Genomic DNA, 22,016 nt, shown 5'->3' with positions numbered 1-22,016 from the left:
ACGGAACAAAAAAGGGCAGCACATCGCGTGTTGCCCTTTTTGTTGATCAGCTTGCCGAAAGGTAATGTCTAATTGCCTTCCGGGGCACTCGTTCCGAGGTTCTCGGGCGAGAAGATGTTGTTGCCAAACGGGCTTGGTGCCGATGCACCGCCCTCATCACCGCCAACCGGACCAAGGTTGGGCATGGTCGGGGCTGGCACAGCCTGTTGTGGTGTGTTGATCGATTGCTGTTCCATCAACTGCTGTTGCAGGGCGCGCTTTTCTTCAAGAACTTGCGCCGTGCAGACACTGGAATCATGGTTCTGGATAAACAGAACCGCGGCAAGTGTCAGAGCACCCAAAATCACGGCAACCGTTCCCGGATGTGTGGCGATCTTCAAAGCCGGACGTTCGGCAATCACATGTGCCCAGCCCTTGGTGTAATAGCGATTGCGGCATTCATAAATGATCGCGCCGATGAGCGTGATGGCGATGATAATCACCGCAACGGCTGAGATCGACGGATCAAGGCCATATCGCACTTTCGATGACAGGACCGTGGTGAAGGTACTGCTTGAAACAATCGTAAACACGGTGGTGTTGTAGTTTTCAAGCGATGCCAGAAACGCAAGAACCGTGGCCGAACCGATCGCCGGTGCCATGAACGGCAAAAGCACTTTGACAAACGCCTGCGTTGGCGTCGCCCCCATATCAAGGGCCGCCTCGGTAAGCGTGGTGTCAAACCGCTGAATACGTGACAGGAACACCAGCATCGAATAAGCGGCAATAAAGGTTACCTGACCAAAGATGGTCAGGAACGTTCCGTCATAAAAGAAGCTCTCATACGGTGCATTGAAAAGGGTCCCAATCCTGTCCCAGAAAATCAGGGTCGAAAGACCGATGACAACGCCGGGTACCAGAATGGGCGCAATGAAGATCGTATAAAGCGCTGCGCGTAATTTCGGACCAACCTGTGACAGCGTGATCGCGGCGGCCAGTCCGATTGGAATGGCAACACAGACAACGCCCACCCCGATCAAAAGCGAATTACCAAGCCCGGAAAGAAGCTTGTCATCGCTGGCAAGCTTGCCAAACCAGTCGGTGGTAAAGCACTCCCACGGTGAAACACGCGGGAAGGTCGATGAGTTGAACGCAGTGATCACCATGATGATCAACGGTCCAAACAAATAGGCAAAGAACAGGGTCAAATACAGACCGGGGATCAATGCAGTCGGGGATTTCATCTTCATTGTTTGATCTCCCCGATCGATACCTTGAACAGGCGCATCACCAGCAGGACAAGCGCAATACAGACGATCAGCAGAACCATCGCGTAGGCCGATCCACGCGGCCAGTTGCCGCCAGAGTTAAACCATTGATAGACCAGCTGCGTGAACCAAAGGTTCGACGGGCCACCCAAAATCTGCGGTGCGGCAAGGGCACCCGATGTCAACATGAAGACCATGGTCATGCCTGATGCAATGCCCGGCTTGGCATAGGGAATGACAACTTTGGCATGGACTTGCCACCAGTTGGCCCCCATGTCACGCGCGGCTTCGATCTGATTGCGATCAAGGCTTTCAATCGCGTTATAAAGCGGGAAGATCATCAAAAGGATGTAGGCATAAGCCAACCCGGCATAGAGCGCGACATCCTGACGGATAAAGTCAATCGGCGTATCCCAAAGGCCAAGCCCCATGCCGGTTTCATTGATGACACCCGTGGCGCCAAACAGAATACGAAACGCAAAGGCACGCAGAATTTCATTGATCCAGTAAGGAACGATCAAGGCAAGAACCAGCAACCGCGCCTTTGCACCGGTTGATGATTTCGCCAGCACAAAGGCAACCGGGTAACAGATGATCAAATCGAACACTGTGACGAACACAGCCGCAAGCAGTGTCTTGAACAGAATGCCGATATCAAGGGCATTAAACCCGTCGGACGCACCACTTCCCTGGAAGAAATATCGATATTGCTCAAGGGTATAAACGTCTTCGGGGCCGCCAATTTTGGCTGGTGGCAGGTTAAACCGGAACGAATAATCCAGCATGGTCAGTTGCGGCAGGATGATCAGAATGAACACCCAAAGACTGACCGCAAGCATCAGATAGATCGAGACCGCCATCCCGTTGCGTCGGACAAGGTCGTAAAAAAGATCACGCATGATACGGGCCCCCTTACGCGCTGGCCAATTCGCCCGGTTTGAGCGCAATGCCCATTTCCGGTGCGAAATCGAGTTTGACCGGGGCATTGGCGTCAATCGCGTTGGTGCCATCATTGATCAGCGAAAGCTTAAGGTCCGTGCCACTCGCATTCATCACGATATGGCGCATATTGCCTTCGAACTCTTCGGTGACGAAGTTGGTTTCGAACTGATTAATCGCACTATCGTCTTTCGAAAGCCGAAGGGCTTCGGGGCGCACGAAAAGATGACACGCATCCCCGGGCGCCAACGCCGGGCCGCCCGCCGGATGGTTTTCGACCGTAAAGGGGGTGCCGAGACCGGCATCGATTTTCATTGTCTTGCCGTCATTGGACAAAACCGTGCCATCAAGCACATTGTTTTCGCCGACAAATGACGCGACAAAGCTTGTCGTCGGATGATCATAGATCGCCTTGCCATCGCCGATCTGCTCGATCTTGCCCTTGTTCATCACGGCAATGCGGTCTGACATGGTCAGTGCTTCGCCCTGATCGTGGGTGATGTAGATAAAGGTCAGGTCGACCTGCTTTTGAATGGCGCGCAATTCAGTGCGCATGTGTTGCCGCAGTTTAAGATCAAGGGCCGATAACGGTTCATCAAGAAGAAGAATGTCAGGTTCAACCGCAAGGGCGCGGGCAATCGCCACACGTTGTTTCTGACCACCGGAAAGTTCGCTGACTTTCTTGTCGCCCTGACCGGGCAGGGCAATCAGTTCAAGCAACTCATCAGCACGTTTGCGCCGGGTTTTCTTGTCCACACCGCGTACTTCCAGGGGGAAGGCGATGTTATCAGCGACCGAACGCAACGGGAAAAGCGCAAGGTTCTGGAAAATAAGGGCGGTGGGACGTTTGTTCGGGCCAACGCCACGCATGTCCTGACCACCGATTTTGACCTTGCCGCGTGTCGGTTCCTGAAAACCGGAAATGCAGCGCAAAAGCGTTGTCTTGCCACAACCCGACGGGCCGAGGAATGAAAAGAACTCGCCACCCGCGATGTTCAGATTTGCTTTATGGACAGCGGTGAATTCGCCGAACTCTACCCAGACATGCTCAAGCGAAATTTCTTTGGTCATAGAACTGACAACCCCCTGAAAACGTCAAAGCCCGTTCGCCCGCAAACACAGGCGATACCGGAATTATTGTTGTTTGAAATGCATCGGCCCTAGGATCATGTCCCTAGAAACCCAAAAAGGGCGACACGCGCAAAGTCGTGCCGCCCCAAAGATCGGAATCAGGCGCTTTCGAAGCGGTTCACATATTCGGTACGCATGTCGGCATACCACTGCGGTTCGGACGGCCACGGGTTGAGGTTGGCCAACGCTTCGCCCGGATAGGCATCGGCAAAGTTCTTGGCATAGGCTTCGCCTGCGAACTTGTCGGCACCCAGAACCGGGGAGTTGTAACCGTGATGGTCAATTGCCTCACCTGCCAGTTCCGGCATGTAGGCATATTTGATGAACTCATAAGCCTGTTCGATGTTCTCGGCACCGGTCGGCAGGGCAAGGCCATCGACCCATGCCAGCGCACCTTCTTTCGGCGCACGGTACATGACAGGTTCGCCAGCCGTTTTAAGCGCAAGCGGCGGGCCATCCCAGGTCTGACCAACGATGACGCCTTCGTTCAGAAGACCGTTCTTCTGGGTGTCAGCATCGTTCCAGATCAGCTTGATATTGCCTTTGCGCGCGATGCACCATTCGGTGATCTTTTCCCAGACCGGGCGCATTTCTTCTTCGGAGGTGTAGGCCTTCCAGACCGACCCCGGGGCCAGTTCGCCCGTGGTTTCCATGTAAAGGCCGGCACCCAGCATCATGGAATGCGCACGGCCCATGGTTTTGCCGGCGTTGGCTTCGGACCAGACATCGCCATAGGACGGGAACATGCCTTCTGGCTGGAACATATCGGTACGCCACGCCATGCCTTCGGTGCCCCAGATATGCGGCAACCAATAGGTGGAGCCAGCCTCAAACGCCCAATCGGTGCTGCCGATCTTGGCCATTGCCGGGTTGACGGCCTCGATGGCGACTTTGGACATGTCGAACGGCTGAAGCAGTTCCAGTGCCTTCCACTGAAGGGCACGGTTGTTGGTCGGCGATACGATATCAAAGCCGCGACCTTTGGAAGCCTTCATCTTGTTGATGATTTCCTCGTTCGAGCCGATGCCGGTGTAATTCACCTTGATGCCCGTTGCATCGGTAAACGATTTGAGGAACGTCTCTGGCAGATAATCAGACCACATCAGAATGTTGATTTCGCCAGAGGATGCGAGTGCTTTTCTGCTGATAATTGCAGGCATTGCAAGTGCCGAACCGGCGGCAAGCGAACCTTTAAGAAGTGTGCGCCGGTTAAGTTTCGGGCCGGAAGTGAACTTGGTCATCCGTATGTCTCCTGATAGCCGGGATTTTTCCCTTATGTGCGGCGCACCATGCGCCTCCCTGGTGGACATAACTTCCCTGAACCGACCGCATTATGATCGCGGTTCTTGTTCCTGCTTTATCGCATTGACAAAATGGTATATCTGCCGGTTACTCTAGTAATAGAGCCACAAGGCAAAAACTATGGTGCCACGCCGGTTAACGTGCTGCAGTGCCGAATAAAAGGGGCATAACCGATGCTCGACATTCGACTTGAGGATCCGGCAATTGCCGGTCAAACCCTGCAGCAACAGCTGCATCAGGGCCTCGTCGATGCGATTCTTGAAGGTCGGTTACCGTCGCATGAACCCTTGCCGTCGACCCGCGATCTGGCTTCCGCCCTTAAGGTGTCACGCAATACGGTGGTGCTGGTTTATCAACGCCTGCTCGATGATGGATATCTGACGGCCGTCTGGCGGCGCGGGCATTTCGTCAATGAGCAATATATTCGCCAGCAATTGCGCCTAAGTGTGGATACGCGGACCGCTTCGTTGTTTACCAAGGAACGCGATCCCGATTTGTGGCGACGCCATTTGCAGTTCCGCCCGACCGAGGCGCGCAATATCGTCAAACCGGCCAACTGGCGCGATTTCCCCTATCCGTTCATTTACGGCCAAGTTTCACCCGACAAAACCACCATTTCGCGCTGGCGCGATTCCATGCGGCTGGCCGGGTCGCTTGCCCATTCGCAAAGTTGGGTCGGCGATCAGGTCGATATGGATGACCCGCAACTTCTTGAACAGATCATAACCCGCATTCTGCCCCATCGTGGTTTGCGCGCCCATCCGGAACAGTTGCTGATCACCATCGGCGCACAGAACGCGCTGTTTCTGGTTGGGCAGCTTCTGGCAGGGCGGGGCAGGACAGTTGGCGTCGAAGATCCGGGCTATGTGGATGCGCGCAATATCTTTGCCTCCACCGGGGCCGATATTTGCCCGCTTCCGATTGATAGCGAAGGTCTTGCCAACTCACCGGTGCTGTCGAAGTGCGATATGGTCTACACCACGCCATCGCACCAATGCCCCACCAGTGTCACCATGTCACTGGATCGCCGTCTTCAGCTTGTTGAACGGGCGCGCAAGGATGACTTCATTCTGGTCGAGGACGACTACGAGCATGAGCTGAATTACCTTGGTCATCAGCGCGCGGCGCTTAAAAGCTACGATAATTCCGGGCATATCATCTATATCGGCAGTCTGACCAAACTGATGTTTCCGGGATTGCGGATTGGTTACATCCTTGCCGACAGTGAACTGATCAAGGAATTGCGTGCACTGCGTCGCCTGAATTACCGCCACCCATCCGCGCAGGATCAGCGCGCCATGGCCTTGTTCATCGGTGAAGGTCATCTGGACTCACACCTGCGCCGGACGCGTGATCGCCTGTCGGAAAAGTGGCAATTGATGCAAAACGAAATTTCCCGACAACTACCCGAATTGAACGTCACCCCGACTACGGGCGGGTCGGCGGTTTGGGTTAAACTGCCCGACAATATCGATGCATGGGCCGTCCATCGCGAAGCCGCCAAACGCGGGGTTTTGGTCGAGCCGGGCGATGTGCACTATTGCGATCCCGACCGCGCACCGCGTGATCGCCTGAGACTTGGGTTTGCCGTGATTGAACGCGATCAGATTGCGCCCGGCATCACTCAGTTGCGCAATGCCATCATGGCGGTGATCGTTGAAAACAGGAAAGGGACCGCCGCACAGTAAGCTGTGTGTATGGCGGTCCCTTTAACCCGACCCCACTCCCCTGAGATCGGCATCTGTCCCCTGCAGGCAGATTACATTGGTGAGCCTAGAACCTTCTGCAGGATGGCTACCATATCGTCGATGTCCTGTTCGGTGCTGACGAACGCGGGCGCGAAAATGATTGCATCGCCGGTTGCCTTGACGTGAAGACCTTCGTCAAACAATGCACGCTGTGCCCAGCTGCCTTTTGCACCCGGCGCATCACCGGGGGTCAGTTGGATACCCGACATCATGCCATAACCGCGAAGATCGCTGACATGGGGCAGGTTGCGCAGGCCAAACACGCCATCAAGGAAGTGCGGAGACAATTCGTTGGCACGTTCGAACAGTTTGTCCTTGGCGTAGATATCAAGGGCTGCGATCCCGGCGGCACAGGCCACCGGATGGGCGGAATAGGTATAGCCATGGAAGAATTCCGGGCGGTCCGCATCGCCGGCAGCCTCAAAGACAGCTGCCTGAATTTCGGCACTGGTGGCAACCGCACTCATGGGAATAGCGCCGTTGGTCAGTGCCTTGGCCATGGTGATCAGGTCCGGCTTGACTGCGAATGCCTGGGAGGCGAAAGCAGAACCTGTTCGGCCAAAACCGGTAATCACTTCGTCAAATACCAGCAGGATGCCGTATTTGTCGCAAATCGCGCGAAGCTTCTCGAGATAGCCTTTGGGTGGCACGATGGTGCCAATCGATCCGGCAATCGGTTCGACAAAGACCGCGGCAATGGTATCGCCGCCATAGGTCTTGCAGATTTCTTCAAGATCGTTGGCCAGATCGGCATCGGTTTCCGGCTGGCCACGGGTGAATTTCTGTTCTTCGGTCCATGTGTGACGCATATGCACGACATCACAGGTAATCCCCGAAAAATCACGTCGGTTATTGACCATCCCCGCAAGCGACGTACCGCCAAGGTTCACCCCGTGATAGCCCCATGCACGCGATACAAACCGGGTGCGCTGGGCATTGCCGGTCGCACGGTGATAGGCGAGACACATCTTCATTGCGGTATCGACCGCCTCGGAACCTGATCCGGCAAAGAACACACGATCAAGCCCGTCTGGCAGGATACCGGCCAGCTTTTCGGCAAATTCAAACGAAACGGGGGCGGCGCGCTGAAAATGCGGTGAATAATCCAGCGTGCTCAGTTGCTTATAAACCGCATCGGCGATTTCCGGGCGTCCATGACCGGCCGCACAGCAAAACAGACCCGATGAACCATCCAGAATTTCACGGCCTTCCGGGGTCCAGTATTTCACACCTTCTGCCTTGGCAAACATCTGCGGTTCTTCGTGAAACAGACGGTTGTTGGTGAAAGGCATCCAATGGTTGGTCATGTTCGGCTTGACGGACACGTTCATGCTGGCTCCTGTCGGCAAGAGTGTGGGGCGGAAATCTTATGCTGCTAGCTAAACCCGTCCCCTCGCATGGCGTTAGTGCCAGAACTCGATAATATTTAGGTCCAGATCGCTATGTGGCTCCATCAAAAGGGACGATGTGGCTCTATTGCCGACGCAATCAGTGGCGTAATTCAGGTCTGTAACAACGAGGAATTCCATGGAACTGATCTTGTCTGGCATGGTCGTCGCGGTTGCCGCCCTGTTTCGTGGTGTTACCGGATTTGGCTTCGCACTGCTGGCAGCACTTGGTCTGTCAAGCTTGCTTGCCCCGGCAACGGCAACGCCGATCATCCTGATCATTGATATTGTCCTGACCGGCTTGATCCTGCGCGATTTTGATCGGGCCAAGGTCGACTGGCGGGCCTGTTCGATCCTGCTGACTTTCGGGCTTTTCGGGGCGGTGCTTGGCCCTTATGTCGCCTTCGCGCTGGATGATCAGACCATCCGGATTGCGACCAATCTTGCGATTGCGGTGGCGGCATTGGTTGCCATGTTGCACCATCCGCCAAAATGGATGGGACATTTTGTCATCGGGGCACTTCTGGCCTGTTCGGTCGGTATCCTGATGTCGGGCTTTGCCGTGGGCGGACCATTGGTTGCGGCCTGGCTTTTGGCCGGTGGCACGCAGGATGTCCGGGTGCGTAACACGCTTGCGATCTATTTCGGTGCGGTCGATGTACTGGGATTTATCACCCGTGCGGCCGCGGGCATGTTGCCCGATGATTTCATCGCACTTGTCTTGCCGTTACTCGTGATTGCCATGATCGCCTATTTCCCCGGCGAGATGATCTATCGGCGCATGTCGGCAACCACCTGGCGGCGTGTTTGTGCCATCAGCCTCGTTCTTATCGCCATTATCGGCTTCGTTCAGACCATCGCACTTGGTCTGTAAGACAATTACCATCTACTCACACCACCGGAGATCCCCATGACCAAAACAGCACTCATTACCGGCGCAACTTCTGGCTTTGGCGCGGCAACGGCCCGGCGTTTTGTCAAGGAAGGCTGGAAAGTCATCGTAACCGGCAGGCGTGCCGAACGGCTTGACGCCCTTGTCGATGAACTCGGTGGGGCATCAGTTGCCCATGCGCTTTGCTTTGATATTCAGGATGCCGATGCAACCCGGAACGCAATTGACAGCCTTCCGGCCGACTTCGCCGAGATCGACCTTCTGGTCAACAATGCCGGTTTGGCGCTTGGCACTGGTCCGGCACAGGAATGCAATCTGTCGGACTGGATGACGATGATCGACACCAACACCAAGGGGCTGGTCGCCATCACCCGCATCCTGCTTGATAAACTGATCGAACGAAAAGGGGCGATTGTTAATCTGGCCTCCATCGCGTCGAACTGGCCGTATCCGGGCGGGAATGTCTATGGTGCGACCAAGGCATTCGTTCAGCAATTCTCGCTGGGTATTCGCTGTGACCTTGCGGGGACGGGCGTTCGCGTCACCTCGATCGAGCCGGGCCTTTGTGAAAGCGAATTCACGCTGGTCCGTACTGGCGGCAACAAGGAAGCCTATGACAAGCTTTACAGCGGTGCCGACCCGATCCAGCCCGAAGACATTGCCGAAAGCATTTTCTGGGTGGCGAACTTGCCAGCACATGTGAATGTCAACTCGCTGGAAGTCATGCCGGTCAGCCAAAGCTGGTCGCCGTTTGCCATTCATCGCAAGCAAGCTTGACCCATATTTTGCACATCCGTTGGTGAAGGTAACTTCTGCGTTAGAATGAGCTAACCCTCACCAACGGTTTTGCTTTTCTCTTTCCGCTGAACTAAGCTTTTAAAAAAACAAAAAGCATGTTTCATCGGAGGGACATCATGAGATCGACCGTTCTGGGCGCGTCAGATGGGGCAGCGCCGCCTGCCGGCAATGACGCAAGCCTTGGCGGGCCGGGGCCTGAATTTGGTCCGTGGCTGGAAAAGGCATCCATCCTGATCGTCGATGACGAACCGGGCATGCGCAATTTCCTTGTCCGTACCCTGGGGCCACGTGCCAAACGCGTCGAAGAAGCCGCCGATTGCGAAGAAGCCACCGCCCTTCTTGATCAGCATCATTTTGATGTGGTCATCCTTGATAACATCATGCCTGGCAAAAGCGGGGTGGAATGGTTGACCGAACAGCGTGAAATCGGCTTTTTCTCCGACGCAATCCTGATGACGGCCTATGCTGATCTTGATACCGCGATCAAGGCGCTGCGTGCCGGTGCGGTCGACTTTGTCCTGAAACCATTTCGCTCCAACCAGATTTTGAACGCGGTGGCGCGCTGTCTGGATCGTATGCGGTTGCGCCGTGAAAACCATGTTCTGCGCCATGAACTACGGGCAACGTCTGATCATGTGTTGCTGCGCGACAAGCTGATTGGCTATTCGCCGCAAATTCAGGAAATCCGTGAAACCATTGCCCGTGTGGCACCCCTTCCGACATCCATTCTGATTTCCGGGGAAAGTGGCACGGGCAAGGAAGTCACCGCACGTTCGTTGCATGCGCTTTCTGATCGCGCCGAAAAGCCGTTTGTTCCGATCAACTGTGCCGCCATTCCGTCTGAGATGATCGAGGCGGAATTGTTTGGTCACGTCAAAGGGGCCTTTACCGGCGCACAATCCGCACGCGATGGGCTTTTCATGCATGCGCAGGGCGGCACCCTGTTTCTGGACGAAGTCGGTGAATTGTCGCTGGCGACCCAAAGCAAGCTTTTGCGCGCAATCGAGAGCCGCCGTGTTCGCCCGGTGGGCTCAGAACGCGAAGCACCTGTTGATTTGCGCTTTATCTTTGCCACCAATGCCGATCTTGAGGTCGAAGTCGACGCCGGACGTTTCCGTGCTGATCTGTTTTACCGCATCAACGTCATGCATATCGAAATGCCACCGCTTTCGGCCCGTGGGGATGATGTCCTTGAACTGGCAGAGCTGTTTATGACCAAACTGTCCAAGCAGCTTGGCGTACGTGCCGTGCCAATGGATGCGGCTGTGCGTGCCGGGCTGACACGCTATGACTGGCCGGGCAATGTGCGTGAATTGCGCAACCTGATTGAACGGACACTTATTCTTGGCAAGTTTCCGGCGGAATTCCGCGATGAACTTGCCGATCAGGGATCGCCGGTTGACCGTGATGAAACGCTTGATGAGATGGAACGTCGTCACATTCTGGCGATGTTGCACAAGACCAATGGCAATCGCAACGAAGCCGCCAGACGGTTGGGGGTATCGCGCAAGACCATTGATCGCAAGTGCGCAAGCTGGGAACAGGAATGACCGACGCGTCATTGTCGGGCGCCACCAAGCCCCCCGCCAAAAGAACACGATCCGTTCGTTTCAAATTGCTGGCGATTGCGCTTTTGCCGACGCTTGTGATCCTGCCATTGTTGCTTGGCGTGATGATGGTGCGGTGGAATACCAAGTTCGATGCACTGTTAACATCAAAGGTCAGTGGCGATCTGACGATTGCCCATCAGTACTTCACGCATATCCTTGAAAATACCGGCGAACAAATCCAGGCACTTGGCCAATCGGTCGCCTTTCGCGAAGTGCTCGCCAAAGGTGATGTCTCAGAGGTCGACCGCCTGCTTGCAGAACGTCAAAGCAAGCTTGGCCTTGATTTCCTCTATCTGTCACCCGCACCGAGTGGCACAGGTTCTGACCAACCCGATGCCGACTGGCCGGTGATCGCCAGTGCCTTTCGAGGGCAGTCGATGACCAGCATCGATATTCTAAGCAACACCGACCTGGCGGCGATTTCGCCCGATCTGGCCGAACGCGCCCATCTCGATCTGATTGATACGCCTAATGCCGTGCCCTCGACACGCGATGCCGAAACGCGGGGAATGGTTGTGCATTCGGCAAGTCATGTTGAATTGCCAAACGGACAAAACGCCGCCTTGGTCGGGGGTATTTTGCTCAACCAGAATTTGGCGTTCATCGATACGATCAACGATCTTGTCTATCGCCAAAGCAGCCTGCCCGAAGGCAGTCAGGGAACGGCGACCCTTTTCCTTGATGATGTGCGGGTCAGTACCAATGTCCGCCTGTTTGCCGATCGTCGCGCCTTGGGTACGCGGGTTTCAAGTGCGGTGCGCAAAACCGTTCTTGAAGACGGCCAAGTTTGGCTTGATCGCGCCTTTGTGGTCAATGACTGGTATATCTCGGCTTATGAGCCGATCAAGGACAGCTATGGCAAACGGGTTGGTATGCTTTATGTCGGGTTTCTTGAAGCCCCGTTTGCCCAGACAAAGTATGAAAGCCTTCTGATCCTGATCGGGGCGTTTTTGTTTGTCGCGGCCCTGTCGGTGCCAATCTTCCTGCGCTGGGCGCGGGGTATTTTCAAACCGCTTGAACGCATGGCCAATACCATTGGTCGGGTTGAAAACGGCGATCTGTCGGCCAGAACCAACATTGATCAGGTGCAGGACGAGATCGCCCTTGTGGCCGACCATCTTGATGACCTTCTCGATCAGGTGCAGGAACGCGATAAACGTTTGCGCGCCTGGAACGATCAGCTAAATGAACGCGTTGATGCCCGCACCAGCGAGTTGCGCGAAGCCAATCGCCAGCTCGAAGCCACCACCAGGCAATTGATCATGTCCGAAAAGCTTGCGGCCATTGGGGAAATTACCGCCGGTGTGGCGCATGAAATCAATAATCCGGTGGCGGTACTTCAGGGCAACCTTGATGTCCTCCGCGATTTGTTGGGCGAACATGCCAGATTGGGCGATACGGAATTCCGCCTGATTGATGAACAGGTCAATCGTATCAATCTGATCGTGACCAAGCTCCTGCAGTTCGCCAAGCCCGAAGAATATGCCGGATATGTCGAACGCCATAGTGTAGCAGAGGTGATAGACGACTGCATGCCGCTGGTCGCCCATCTGCTTAGCCGGGCGGATATCGACGTCGTGCGCGAACATCATTCAACCCGGCTTGTTTTGATGAACCGGACCGAGTTGCAGCAGGTTCTGGTCAATCTGATGGTCAATGCCCTGCATGCCATGTCGGAGCGCGGGACACTGACCCTGACCGATATTGATCAGGATCGCGATGGCGTGCCGGGTATTCTGATCACGGTGCGCGATACCGGATCGGGTATGGATGCCGACGTGCTGAACCGTATTTTTGATCCGTTCTATACCACAAAGCGGCGCGAAGGGACGGGGCTTGGTCTGTCGATTACCAAGACCCTGATTGATCGACAGGGTGGCGGGCTTGAAGTGGAAAGCAAACTCGGAGAGGGCACCACATTCATGATCTGGCTGCCGGAGGCGGATTAGGGCCAGACTGGGGGCCGTCAGTTCATTGGGCTTTTTGGTGTGGGTGCACGCAGCCATTCCTTTTTCAGAATGGCATACACAAAAGTGTTTTCGTATTTCGGTGTGCCGTCGGGGTTGTTGACAAACGAAATAAATTCCTCAAAGCAAGCCTCTTTGCGCATGCCAAGTTTCTCGCACAGCTTCTGCGATTTGAAATTGTTGTCTTCGACATAGGCATAAAGCCTTCTTGCGTCGCGCTGTGTGAACAGATGCTCAAACAAGGCTTGTGCGCTTTCACTGGCATATCCCTTGCCTTCAACCTTTTCGTTGAAGTTCCAGCCGACGGAATAGGTGTCGGCTTGTTCCGGGCCATCGTGATGAAGCAAAAGTTCACCAATTAAGGTTCCTGTTTCTTTCAGGCAGACCGCAAGACAGGTCTTATCCTTTGCACGTTTCCGGGCCTTTGCCTTCGCTTGTTCCAGCGTTGTGACTTTGTCATCCATAAAGCAGTTTACGCGCGGGTTCGAAATGTACTCGAACAGTTCTGCGGCATCAGCTTCAACAAAGGGTCTGATGATCAATCTGTCTGTGATGATGTCGCTCATATGCGTCCTTCGCGGGTAAGCGGATGGTAACAGGCTCATCGCCCTTTCTTACTCACGCGGTACGCGCAATGAAAAGGGTAATCGCAGCGTGATCTTTCAATTCCCCAAAATCCTGTCCAAACCCGGAACGCGCGTTGGGGTATCGCATTGAAATTGCTGCGGTTGCGAGTGGACATTTTGTCCATTTGCACGTTATGCGCGAAAAAAGATATGGACATTTTGTCCATGCGTGTGCGCTGCAGCAGTCCATTTCAGTTTGCAAGAATGACAGAAAACGGCGCTTGTTATGCAATGGCATGGCGATTGCGATGTTGAGAGTTCCGGATTTAACCGTGTTTGCCCTGCACCATGACCAATTGTGCGACGGGGAAGGGCAAGGAAAATCCAAAGACCGGGAGGACAAAATCGCTATGTTTGACAAGCTCAAAAAAGAACACATCGTCGCTGGTGACGATTTCAATCGCTGGAAAGTACCACCAGCATCCATTGCTATTCATTTGTGTATTGGCTCCGTCTACGCCTGGAGCATCTTCAACCCGCCACTGATCAAGGAATTTGGCGTGGTCAGTGCAAGCTCCGGCGACTGGGGCCTGCAATCCGTTGTCTGGATTTTCTCTGTTGCCATCGTCTTCCTTGGCCTTGCGGCGGCATTTGGCGGCAAATGGCTTGAAGAAGTCGGCCCGCGTATGGTCGGTGTCGTTGCGGCCTTTTGCTGGGGGGGTGGTTTCATCATCGGTGGCCTTGGCATCATGACCCATCAGCTTTGGCTGGTGTATCTCGGCTATGGCGCGCTTGGCGGCTGTGGTCTTGGTCTTGGCTATGTTTCGCCGGTATCAACGCTTATTCGCTGGTTCCCGGACCGTCGTGGTATGGCGACCGGCATGGCGATCATGGGCTTTGGCGGTGGTGCGATGATCGCAACCCCGATCAAGGAAGGCCTGCTGTCGGCGTTCTATAAGGTGCCGGAATATCTTGGCCCGGAAAGTGCCGTAAACCTTGTGACCGAGGGCGGCAAACGTATGGCCGAAGTCGGTGGCCAGATGGTTGAAGTCGTGGTTGCCGGTGCCGCACAGGTTGCCTCGGCTCCGGTGCCTATCGAAGAGGGTGTTTATGTTGTCGGAACCGGTAACACCGGTGCGGCTGCGACCTTCTTTACGCTTGGTGTTGCCTATTTCATCGTGATGGTCATTGCGGCCTTTTCCTATCGTGTGCCGCGCGAAGGTTGGCTTCCGGCTGGTTGGACGCCGCCGACCGCGGATGCCGCATCCAAACGCATGATTACGCATGCCAACGTTCATATCGATCAGGCGCTTAAAACGCCGCAATTCTACCTGCTGTGGATTGTGCTGTGCTTTAACGTGACGGCGGGTATCGGGGTGATTGGCGTTGCCAAAACCATGATGACCGAAATCTTTGGCACGACCTTGCCGCTGGTTGTGAACTCTGCCTTTGCGGCGACCTATGTGTTCATGATTTCGGTCTTTAACATGTGCGGTCGTTTCTTCTGGGCGTCGATGTCGGATTATATCGGGCGCAAGAACACCTATTACTGCTTCTTTATTCTGGGCATCGCGCTTTATCTGTCGATCCCGTTTGCCGCAGAACAGGTCAGCATCAACCCGGCTGTAACATGGCTTGTCATGTTCTATGCCGCAACCATGATCATCTTCACGATGTATGGCGGTGGCTTCGCGACCATCCCGGCCTATCTTGCCGATATCTTTGGTACCAAATATGTCGGTGGCATCCATGGTCGTCTTCTGACCGCTTGGAGCACGGCCGGTGTTCTTGGTCCGCTTGCCATCACCCAGTTGCGTCAGGCCTCGGTCACAAGTTCGATCAAGGATCTGGCCTCAAAGGTCGACCCGGCCGCTTTCCAGGAAAAGTTCGGTGCCGGTATTGCCCAGCTTGACCAACTGGTTGCGGCCAAAACGGTGACCATTGGACGTCTGATGGAAATCGCACCGGCAGGGACGGTTGATCCGACCTCAAGCCTCTATAACACCACCATGTATGCCATGGCAGCACTGCTTGCGATTGCGCTGATTGCCAACAAGCTGGTCAGCCCGATCCATGAAAAGCATCACATGGAAACGCAGCAAGCTGGCGCAAGCGAGGCTCCGTCCAAGGCCTAACCTGACTAGGGCGCTGGCCAACATATCCATGGCCAGCGCCCGTTTTGCCGGTTCCACTTTCTGGCAAAACCGGGCATGAGTGGGACATCATGCCAAAGCGTCAGGGGCAGATCCGGGCTCTGTTCATCCGGCCCGGATCTGCGTTCTGTTGCAGGAATAACCTTTATGCCCGAAGGGGTAATCGGTTATCCTGCAACCAGAACACTTCCCCGCGACGTAGAGTGTTCAGTCAATAATAACGCGACCCGAAAACGGGACTGCGATCACCGCCATAAAAAGCATCCGCCTTGCGATGCCGGATACGCCATGATTGATAAACTCGAAATGTTTATGGTTCTCGCCCGCGAGCAGCATTTTGGCCATGCTGCCGAACATTGCGGCGTGACCCAGCCAACCCTTTCAAGCGCCTTGCGCCAGCTTGAAGATCATCTTGGCGTCGTGCTAGTCAAACGCGGGTCGCGCTATCAGGGACTGACACCCGAAGGCGAACGGGTTCTGGAATGGGCGCGCCATATCGTCGGCAGTACCCGTTCCATGCGCGATGAAATGCGCGCCATGCGTTTTGGCCTGACCGGGCAGGTACAGATTGCCGTCATACCGACCGCCCTTGCGATGGTCCATGAACTGACCACACCGTTTCGCGAAAAACACCCCGATGTCAGCTTTGCCATCCTGTCGCGGACCTCGGTCGAAATTCAGGCATTGCTGGATGATCTTCGCATTGATGCCGGGATTACCTACCTTGATAACGAACCACTGGGGCGTGTCACGGCCATTCCGCTGTATCGTGAACGCTATCATCTGGTGACGTCCAACATGGATGATCTGGCCGGGCGTGACACAATCACCTGGCGCGAAGCCGCCAAACTGCCGCTTTGCCTGCTGACGCCTGATATGCAGAACCGCCGCATCATTGATCAGCATCTTGATACTGTTGGCGCAAAAGTAAGCGCGACGCTTGAAAGTGATTCCATGATTGCGCTGTTCACCCATGTGCAAACCGGCAACTGGGCCAGCATCATGCCGGAAAAGATGGTCGAAAGTTTCGGGATGCGCGACCGGGTCAAATCGATCCCGATTATTGAACCGGATGCGACCCACACGGTTGGCTTGATCGCTGCAAAACGCGAACCTGCCACCCCTGTGGTTTCGGCACTTTTGAAAGAAGCCGCCCGAATTTCGGAGCTGCAAACCGCTTGATAGGTTTTCGCTATCGCGTAACGGGATGGCTTTATTGAACAGGTCGGGACAATGCCCGACAATGTTCATAATAAACAAGAATTTGATAACATGCTTGAGAGAGAGGCTTGCATGTCGGAAACGACCGAGGACCAGAATGTCCGCGTCGCTGCCATTTGTGATCAGTTGATCACTTTGGAAGGACCGTTATTGCCAATTCTGCACGAGGTGCAGGAAGAATTTGGCTATATCCCCGATGGCGCGCTTCAGACAATTGCAAAGAAGCTGAACCTCAGCCGGGCGGAAGTCCACGGGGTGGCAAGTTTCTATCATGACTTCCGCGAAGAAAAGGCCGGCAAGCATGTCATCAAGATCTGCCGGGCCGAAGCCTGTCAGGCCATGGGGGCCGATGCCCTTGGTGATCAGATACGTCGTCATTTGAAAGTCGACTGGTCGCAAACCACCGCCGACCGTAAAGTCACGCTGGAACCGGTTTTCTGCCTTGGCCTCTGTGCCTGCGCACCAGCCGCGATGATTGATGGCAAGGTTGTTGGTCGCGTCAGTGCGGATCGCATTCTTCAAAAGGTGGGGTCATGAGCATCAAGGTTTACGTTCCACTTGATTCCGGTTCTGTCGCACTGGGTGCCGATGACGTCGCAGCAGCGATTGCCGCCAAGGCATCGAAGGCCGGTTCGGATGTCAAGATCGTGCGCAACGGCTCGTTTGGCATGTATTGGCTGGAACCGATGGTCGAGGTCGAAACCCCGCGCGGGCGGGTCGCCTATGGCCCGGTCAGCGCCGATGATATCGACGCATTGTTTGAAGCCGACTTCCTGACTGGCGGCCCACACAAGCTGTATCTCGGCCGCACCCAGGATATCCCGTTCCTCAAAAGCCAGTCGCGCCTGACGTTCCAGCGTTGTGGCATTGTTGATCCGGTATCGCTTGACGATTATCGCGCCAACGATGGCCTTATGGGGCTTGAAAACGCGCTTAAGATGACTGACGAACAAATCGTCAAGGCCGTCACTGATAGCGGCCTGCGCGGGCGCGGTGGTGCCGGTTTCCCGACGGGCATCAAATGGAATACAGTCCGCGAAGCGCCAGCCGATCAAAAATACATCGTCTGTAATGCCGACGAAGGCGACAGCGGGACCTTTGCCGATCGCATGATCATGGAAGGTGAACCGTTTGTTCTGATCGAAGGCATGATCATTGCCGGTCTCGCCACTGGTGCGACCAAGGGCTATGTCTATACCCGTTCGGAATACCCGACCGCGATTGATGTCATGAACGAGGCGATCAAGGTCGCCCGTGCCGCCGGTGTTCTGGGCGATAACGTCCTTGGATCCGGCAAGGCGTTTGATATCGAAGTCCGCATGGGTGCCGGCGCCTATGTCTGTGGTGAAGAAACATCCCTTCTTAACAGCATGGAAGGCAAGCGCGGTGTTGTCCGTGCCAAGCCACCATTGCCCGCCCTTGAAGGCTTCCTTGGTCGACCAACTGTCGTCAATAACGTGATTTCGCTGTGCTCTGTGCCGGTCATTCTGGAAAAGGGTGCGGAATATTATCGCGATTATGGCATGGGCCGGTCGCGGGGCACCATCCCGATCCAGATTGCCGGGAACGTCAAGCATGGCGGGCTTTATGAAGTCGGCTTTGGTCTGACCCTTGGTGAAATTGTCGAACAGATCGGCGGCGGGACGGCCACAGGGCGTCCGGTCAAGGCGGTTCAGGTCGGTGGTCCTTTGGGGGCCTATTTCCCCAAGGAACTGTTTGATACGCCGTTTGACTACGAAGAATTCGCCAAACGTGATGGCCTGATCGGTCATGCCGGTGTTGTTGTGTTTGATGACACGGTCGACATGATGAAGCAGGCCCGCTTTGCCATGGAATTCTGTGCAATTGAATCATGCGGCAAATGTACGCCGTGCCGCATTGGTTCAATCCGTGGCACCGAAGTCGTCGACAAGCTTGCACGCGGTGAACAGCCTGAATTGCAGATCGAACTGCTGCGTGATCTGTGTGAGACCATGAAGTTCGGGTCGCTGTGCGCACTGGGCGGCTTTACCCCGTACCCGGTCCTGAGTGCACTGACCCATTTCCCTGATGACTTCAAGCCACGCGCGCTTGATATAGCTGCGGAGTGAAACGATGTCCTTGATCAAAGAAGTTGACTACGGAACCCCCGCCAAGAAATCCGAAAAGACGGTAACCCTGACCATTGATGGCAAGGACATTACCGTACCCGAAGGCACCTCTGTCATGCGCGCCTCGATGGAGGCCGGCATTCAGGTCCCGAAACTGTGTGCGACCGATATGGTTGATGCGTTCGGGTCGTGCCGCCTGTGTCTGGTGGAGGTCGAAGGCCGCAACGGCACCCCGGCATCCTGCACGACGCCGGCCGCTGACGGCATGGTTGTCCATACCCAGACCGAACGGCTTAAGAAAATCCGCAAAGGCGTGATGGAGCTTTATATCTCTGACCATCCGCTTGATTGCCTGACCTGTGCCGCCAATGGCGACTGCGAATTGCAGGATATGGCCGGTGCGGTTGGCCTGCGCGATGTGCGTTATGGCTATGAGGGTGAAAACCACGTTCAGGTTCGCCAGAACGGCGAAGAAAATCCGCGCTATATGGCCAAGGATGAAACCAACCCGTATTTCACCTATGACCCGTCGAAATGCATTGTCTGTTCACGCTGTGTCCGTGCCTGTGAAGAAGTGCAGGGCACCTTTGCACTGACCATCGAAGGCCGTGGCTTTGAATCCCGCGTGTCGCCGGGCATGCATGAAAACTTCCTGGATTCCGAATGCGTATCGTGCGGTGCCTGCGTTCAGGCCTGCCCGACCGCAACGCTTCAGGAAAAATCGGTCATTGAAATCGGCCAGCCGGAACACTCCGTTGTCACCACCTGTGCTTATTGCGGGGTGGGTTGCTCGTTCAAGGCGGAAATGCGCGGCGAAGAACTTGTCTGTATGGTCCCCTATAAGGATGGCAAGGCCAATCGCGGTCATTCCTGTGTGAAGGGGCGTTTTGCCTATGGCTATGCCAATCACAAGGACCGTATCCTCAATCCGATGATCCGCGAAAGTGTTGATGAGCCCTGGCAGGAAGTCAGCTGGGAAGAAGCCCTTCGCTTTACCGCCGACAAGTTCAAGGGCATTCAGGCCAAATACGGCAAGGGTGCACTGGGCGGGATTACCTCGTCACGTTGCACGAACGAGGAAACCTTCCTTGTTCAAAAACTGATCCGTGCCGGGTTTGGCAATAACAACGTCGATACCTGCGCGCGTGTTTGCCATTCACCGACCGGTTATGGCCTCAAGACCACGTTTGGTACCTCGGCCGGGACGCAAGATTTTGATTCTGTTGAACATACCGATGTTGTCATCCTGATTGGCGCCAATCCGACGGATGGCCATCCTGTCTTTGCCTCGCGCCTGAAAAAACGTCTGCGTCAGGGGGCGAAACTGATCGTGATTGATCCGCGCCGGATCGACCTTGTGCGGTCCCCGCATATCGAGGCAGTCGCCCATATCCCGCTGCGCCCGGGGACGAACGTTGCGGTTCTGACGTCGCTTGCCCATGTCATTGTCACCGAAGGCCTCTTTGACGAGGCATTCGTGCGTGAACGCTGTGACTGGGACGAATTCCAGGATTGGGCAACCTTTGTTTCCGATCCAAAACACAGCCCCGAAGCCATCGCCGATATGATCGGTGTTGATGGCGAAACCATGCGCAAGGCCGCACGTACCTTTGCCACCGGCGGCAATGGCGCGATCTATTACGGTCTTGGTGTGACAGAGCACAGCCAGGGCTCCACCACCGTGATGGCGATTGCCAACCTCGCCATGGCGACCGGCAATATCGGCCGTCCGGGTGTGGGGGTGAACCCGCTGCGTGGTCAGAACAACGTGCAGGGCTCGTGCGATATGGGATCGTTCCCGCACGAACTGCCGGGCTATCGCCATATTCAGGACAGTGCCACCCGCGATATCTTTGAGGATATCTGGGGTGTCAAACTGGATGATGAACCGGGTCTTCGTATCCCCAATATGCTCGACGCGGCTGTCGAAGGCACATTCAAGGGCATCTATATTCAGGGTGAAGATATCCTTCAATCTGACCCGGACACCAAGCATGTCGCGGCCGGTCTGGCGGCAATGGAATGTGTGGTCGTCCATGACCTGTTCCTTAATGAAACCGCCAACTACGCGCATGTGTTCCTGCCCGGGTCGACCTTCCTTGAAAAGGACGGGACCTTCACCAATGCCGAACGCCGCATTAACCGCGTGCGCAAGGTGATGACACCGCTTAATGGCTTTGCCGACTGGGAAGTTACCCAGAACCTGGCCCGTGCGATGGGGCTTGACTGGAACTACACCCATCCGTCGCAGGTCATGGACGAAATTGCCAAGACGACGCCAAGCTTTGCCAAAGTCAGCTATGACCTGCTGGAAGAAAAGGGCTCGGTCCAGTGGCCGTGTAATGACAAGGCCCCCGAAGGGACCCCGGTCATGCATATCGATGGCTTTGTTCGCGGCAAGGGCAAGTTTGTTGTCACAGAATATGTCGCAACCGACGAACGTACCGGTCCGCGCTTCCCACTTCTGCTGACGACGGGACGAATTCTCAGCCAGTATAATGTCGGGGCACAAACCCGCCGCACGGAAAACACCACCTGGCATAAGGAAGACTTGCTGGAAATCCATCCGCACGATGCCGAACAGCGTGGCATTCGCGAAGGCGACTGGATCCGTCTGGCATCCCGGTCGGGTGAGACATCCCTTCGTGCCACCATTACCGACCGTGTCGCACCGGGTGTGGTTTACACAACCTTCCACCATCCGGGCACACAGGCCAACGTGATCACCACCGACTATACCGACTGGGCGACAAACTGCCCGGAATACAAGGTTACCGCGGTTCAGGTTTCGCCATCCAATGGCCCGACCGAATGGCAGGTCGAATATGATCGTCAGGCCGAACAGTCCCGCCGGATCAAACCGCGCGTCGATGCCGCCGAATAGGATAGCGAGCCAGACATTGTGCTATACTCCCTTGGCATGATGTCTGGCTCTCCTGCTTGAATACAAAGTTTACAGTCAAA

Annotated in this window: 16 protein-coding genes; 10 read left to right on the top strand and 6 right to left on the bottom strand. The window is 55.3% G+C overall.

The features are described from left to right. Positions 1 to 68: 68 nt before the first annotated feature. From AUQ41_RS20385 to AUQ41_RS20370, 4 genes are all read right to left on the bottom strand, one after another. Positions 69 to 1,229 (bottom strand): ABC transporter permease, encoded by a 1,161-nt coding sequence (locus tag AUQ41_RS20385; RefSeq protein ID WP_063090418.1) that lies wholly within the window; start codon positions 1,227 to 1,229, stop codon positions 69 to 71. Next, complete coding sequence (locus AUQ41_RS20380; protein ID WP_063090417.1) at positions 1,226 to 2,146, bottom strand: ABC transporter permease; 921 nt, start codon at positions 2,144 to 2,146, stop codon at positions 1,226 to 1,228. The genes AUQ41_RS20385 and AUQ41_RS20380 overlap by 4 nt, the downstream gene beginning before the upstream one ends. Positions 2,147 to 2,159: 13 nt before the next feature. Beyond that, complete coding sequence (locus AUQ41_RS20375; RefSeq protein ID WP_063090415.1) at positions 2,160 to 3,257, bottom strand: ABC transporter ATP-binding protein; 1,098 nt, start codon at positions 3,255 to 3,257, stop codon at positions 2,160 to 2,162. 158 nt (positions 3,258 to 3,415) lie between these two features. Then, complete coding sequence (locus AUQ41_RS20370) at positions 3,416 to 4,558, bottom strand: substrate-binding domain-containing protein (RefSeq protein WP_008891981.1); 1,143 nt, start codon at positions 4,556 to 4,558, stop codon at positions 3,416 to 3,418. A 234-nt stretch (positions 4,559 to 4,792) separates the two neighbouring features. Between AUQ41_RS20370 and AUQ41_RS20365 the strand changes: the two genes are divergently transcribed. Further along, the gene (locus tag AUQ41_RS20365; RefSeq protein ID WP_063090413.1) at positions 4,793 to 6,307 is read left to right on the top strand and encodes a PLP-dependent aminotransferase family protein; all 1,515 of its coding nucleotides are present in this window, start codon (positions 4,793 to 4,795) and stop codon (positions 6,305 to 6,307) included. A 71-nt stretch (positions 6,308 to 6,378) separates the two neighbouring features. Here the strand turns inward: AUQ41_RS20365 and AUQ41_RS20360 are convergent, their stop codons facing one another. Next, positions 6,379 to 7,698, bottom strand: coding sequence for an aminotransferase class III-fold pyridoxal phosphate-dependent enzyme (locus AUQ41_RS20360; RefSeq protein WP_063090412.1), 1,320 nt, complete (start codon positions 7,696 to 7,698; stop codon positions 6,379 to 6,381). A 196-nt stretch (positions 7,699 to 7,894) separates the two neighbouring features. Between AUQ41_RS20360 and AUQ41_RS20355 the strand changes: the two genes are divergently transcribed. From AUQ41_RS20355 to AUQ41_RS20340, 4 genes are all read left to right on the top strand, one after another. After that, positions 7,895 to 8,629: a TSUP family transporter gene (locus AUQ41_RS20355; protein ID WP_063090410.1), complete on the top strand. Its 735-nt coding sequence runs from the start codon at positions 7,895 to 7,897 to the stop codon at positions 8,627 to 8,629. Positions 8,630 to 8,665: 36 nt separating this feature from the next. Beyond that, positions 8,666 to 9,424 (top strand): SDR family oxidoreductase, encoded by a 759-nt coding sequence (locus AUQ41_RS20350; protein ID WP_063090409.1) that lies wholly within the window; start codon positions 8,666 to 8,668, stop codon positions 9,422 to 9,424. A gap of 137 nt (positions 9,425 to 9,561) precedes the next feature. Next, positions 9,562 to 10,995 carry a sigma-54 dependent transcriptional regulator gene (locus tag AUQ41_RS20345; protein WP_063090407.1) on the top strand — a complete coding sequence of 478 codons (1,434 nt, stop codon included), beginning with the start codon at positions 9,562 to 9,564 and terminating at the stop codon, positions 10,993 to 10,995. Continuing rightward, the gene (locus tag AUQ41_RS20340; protein WP_063090405.1) at positions 10,992 to 13,004 is read left to right on the top strand and encodes a cache domain-containing protein; all 2,013 of its coding nucleotides are present in this window, start codon (positions 10,992 to 10,994) and stop codon (positions 13,002 to 13,004) included. The genes AUQ41_RS20345 and AUQ41_RS20340 overlap by 4 nt, the downstream gene beginning before the upstream one ends. 17 nt (positions 13,005 to 13,021) lie before the next feature. Here AUQ41_RS20340 and AUQ41_RS20335 read toward each other — a convergent pair whose 3' ends face one another. Continuing rightward, on the bottom strand, positions 13,022 to 13,588 hold the full coding sequence (locus AUQ41_RS20335) for a GNAT family N-acetyltransferase (protein WP_063090404.1): 567 nt from the start codon (positions 13,586 to 13,588) through the stop codon (positions 13,022 to 13,024). Between the two features lie 410 nt (positions 13,589 to 13,998). Here AUQ41_RS20335 and AUQ41_RS20330 point away from each other — a divergent pair, with 410 nt between their 5' ends. The 5 genes from AUQ41_RS20330 (at position 13,999) to fdhF (ending at position 21,936) form a co-directional block, all read left to right on the top strand. Further along, the gene (locus AUQ41_RS20330) at positions 13,999 to 15,723 is read left to right on the top strand and encodes an OFA family MFS transporter (protein ID WP_063090402.1); all 1,725 of its coding nucleotides are present in this window, start codon (positions 13,999 to 14,001) and stop codon (positions 15,721 to 15,723) included. Positions 15,724 to 16,029: 306 nt separating this feature from the next. Continuing rightward, positions 16,030 to 16,923, top strand: coding sequence for a LysR family transcriptional regulator (locus tag AUQ41_RS20325; RefSeq protein WP_063090400.1), 894 nt, complete (start codon positions 16,030 to 16,032; stop codon positions 16,921 to 16,923). A 111-nt stretch (positions 16,924 to 17,034) separates the two neighbouring features. Then, a complete protein-coding gene (locus AUQ41_RS20320; RefSeq protein ID WP_063090397.1) occupies positions 17,035 to 17,499 on the top strand; it encodes a formate dehydrogenase subunit gamma in 465 nt (154 codons plus the stop codon). Then, complete coding sequence (locus AUQ41_RS20315) at positions 17,496 to 19,052, top strand: NADH-quinone oxidoreductase subunit NuoF (RefSeq protein ID WP_063090395.1); 1,557 nt, start codon at positions 17,496 to 17,498, stop codon at positions 19,050 to 19,052. Before AUQ41_RS20320 ends, AUQ41_RS20315 begins: the two co-directional genes overlap by 4 nt. A 4-nt stretch (positions 19,053 to 19,056) precedes the next feature. Then, a complete protein-coding gene (fdhF, locus tag AUQ41_RS20310) occupies positions 19,057 to 21,936 on the top strand; it encodes a formate dehydrogenase subunit alpha (protein WP_063090394.1) in 2,880 nt (959 codons plus the stop codon). Positions 21,937 to 22,016 lie beyond the last annotated feature (80 nt).

Origin of the sequence: Thalassospira sp. MCCC 1A02898 (genome assembly GCF_001618185.1) — a bacterium.
GTDB classification, from domain to species: Bacteria; Pseudomonadota; Alphaproteobacteria; order Rhodospirillales; family Thalassospiraceae; genus Thalassospira; species Thalassospira tepidiphila.
The sequence above is the reverse complement of the archived record's forward strand: the minus strand, read 5'-3'. Positions and strand labels throughout refer to the sequence as shown.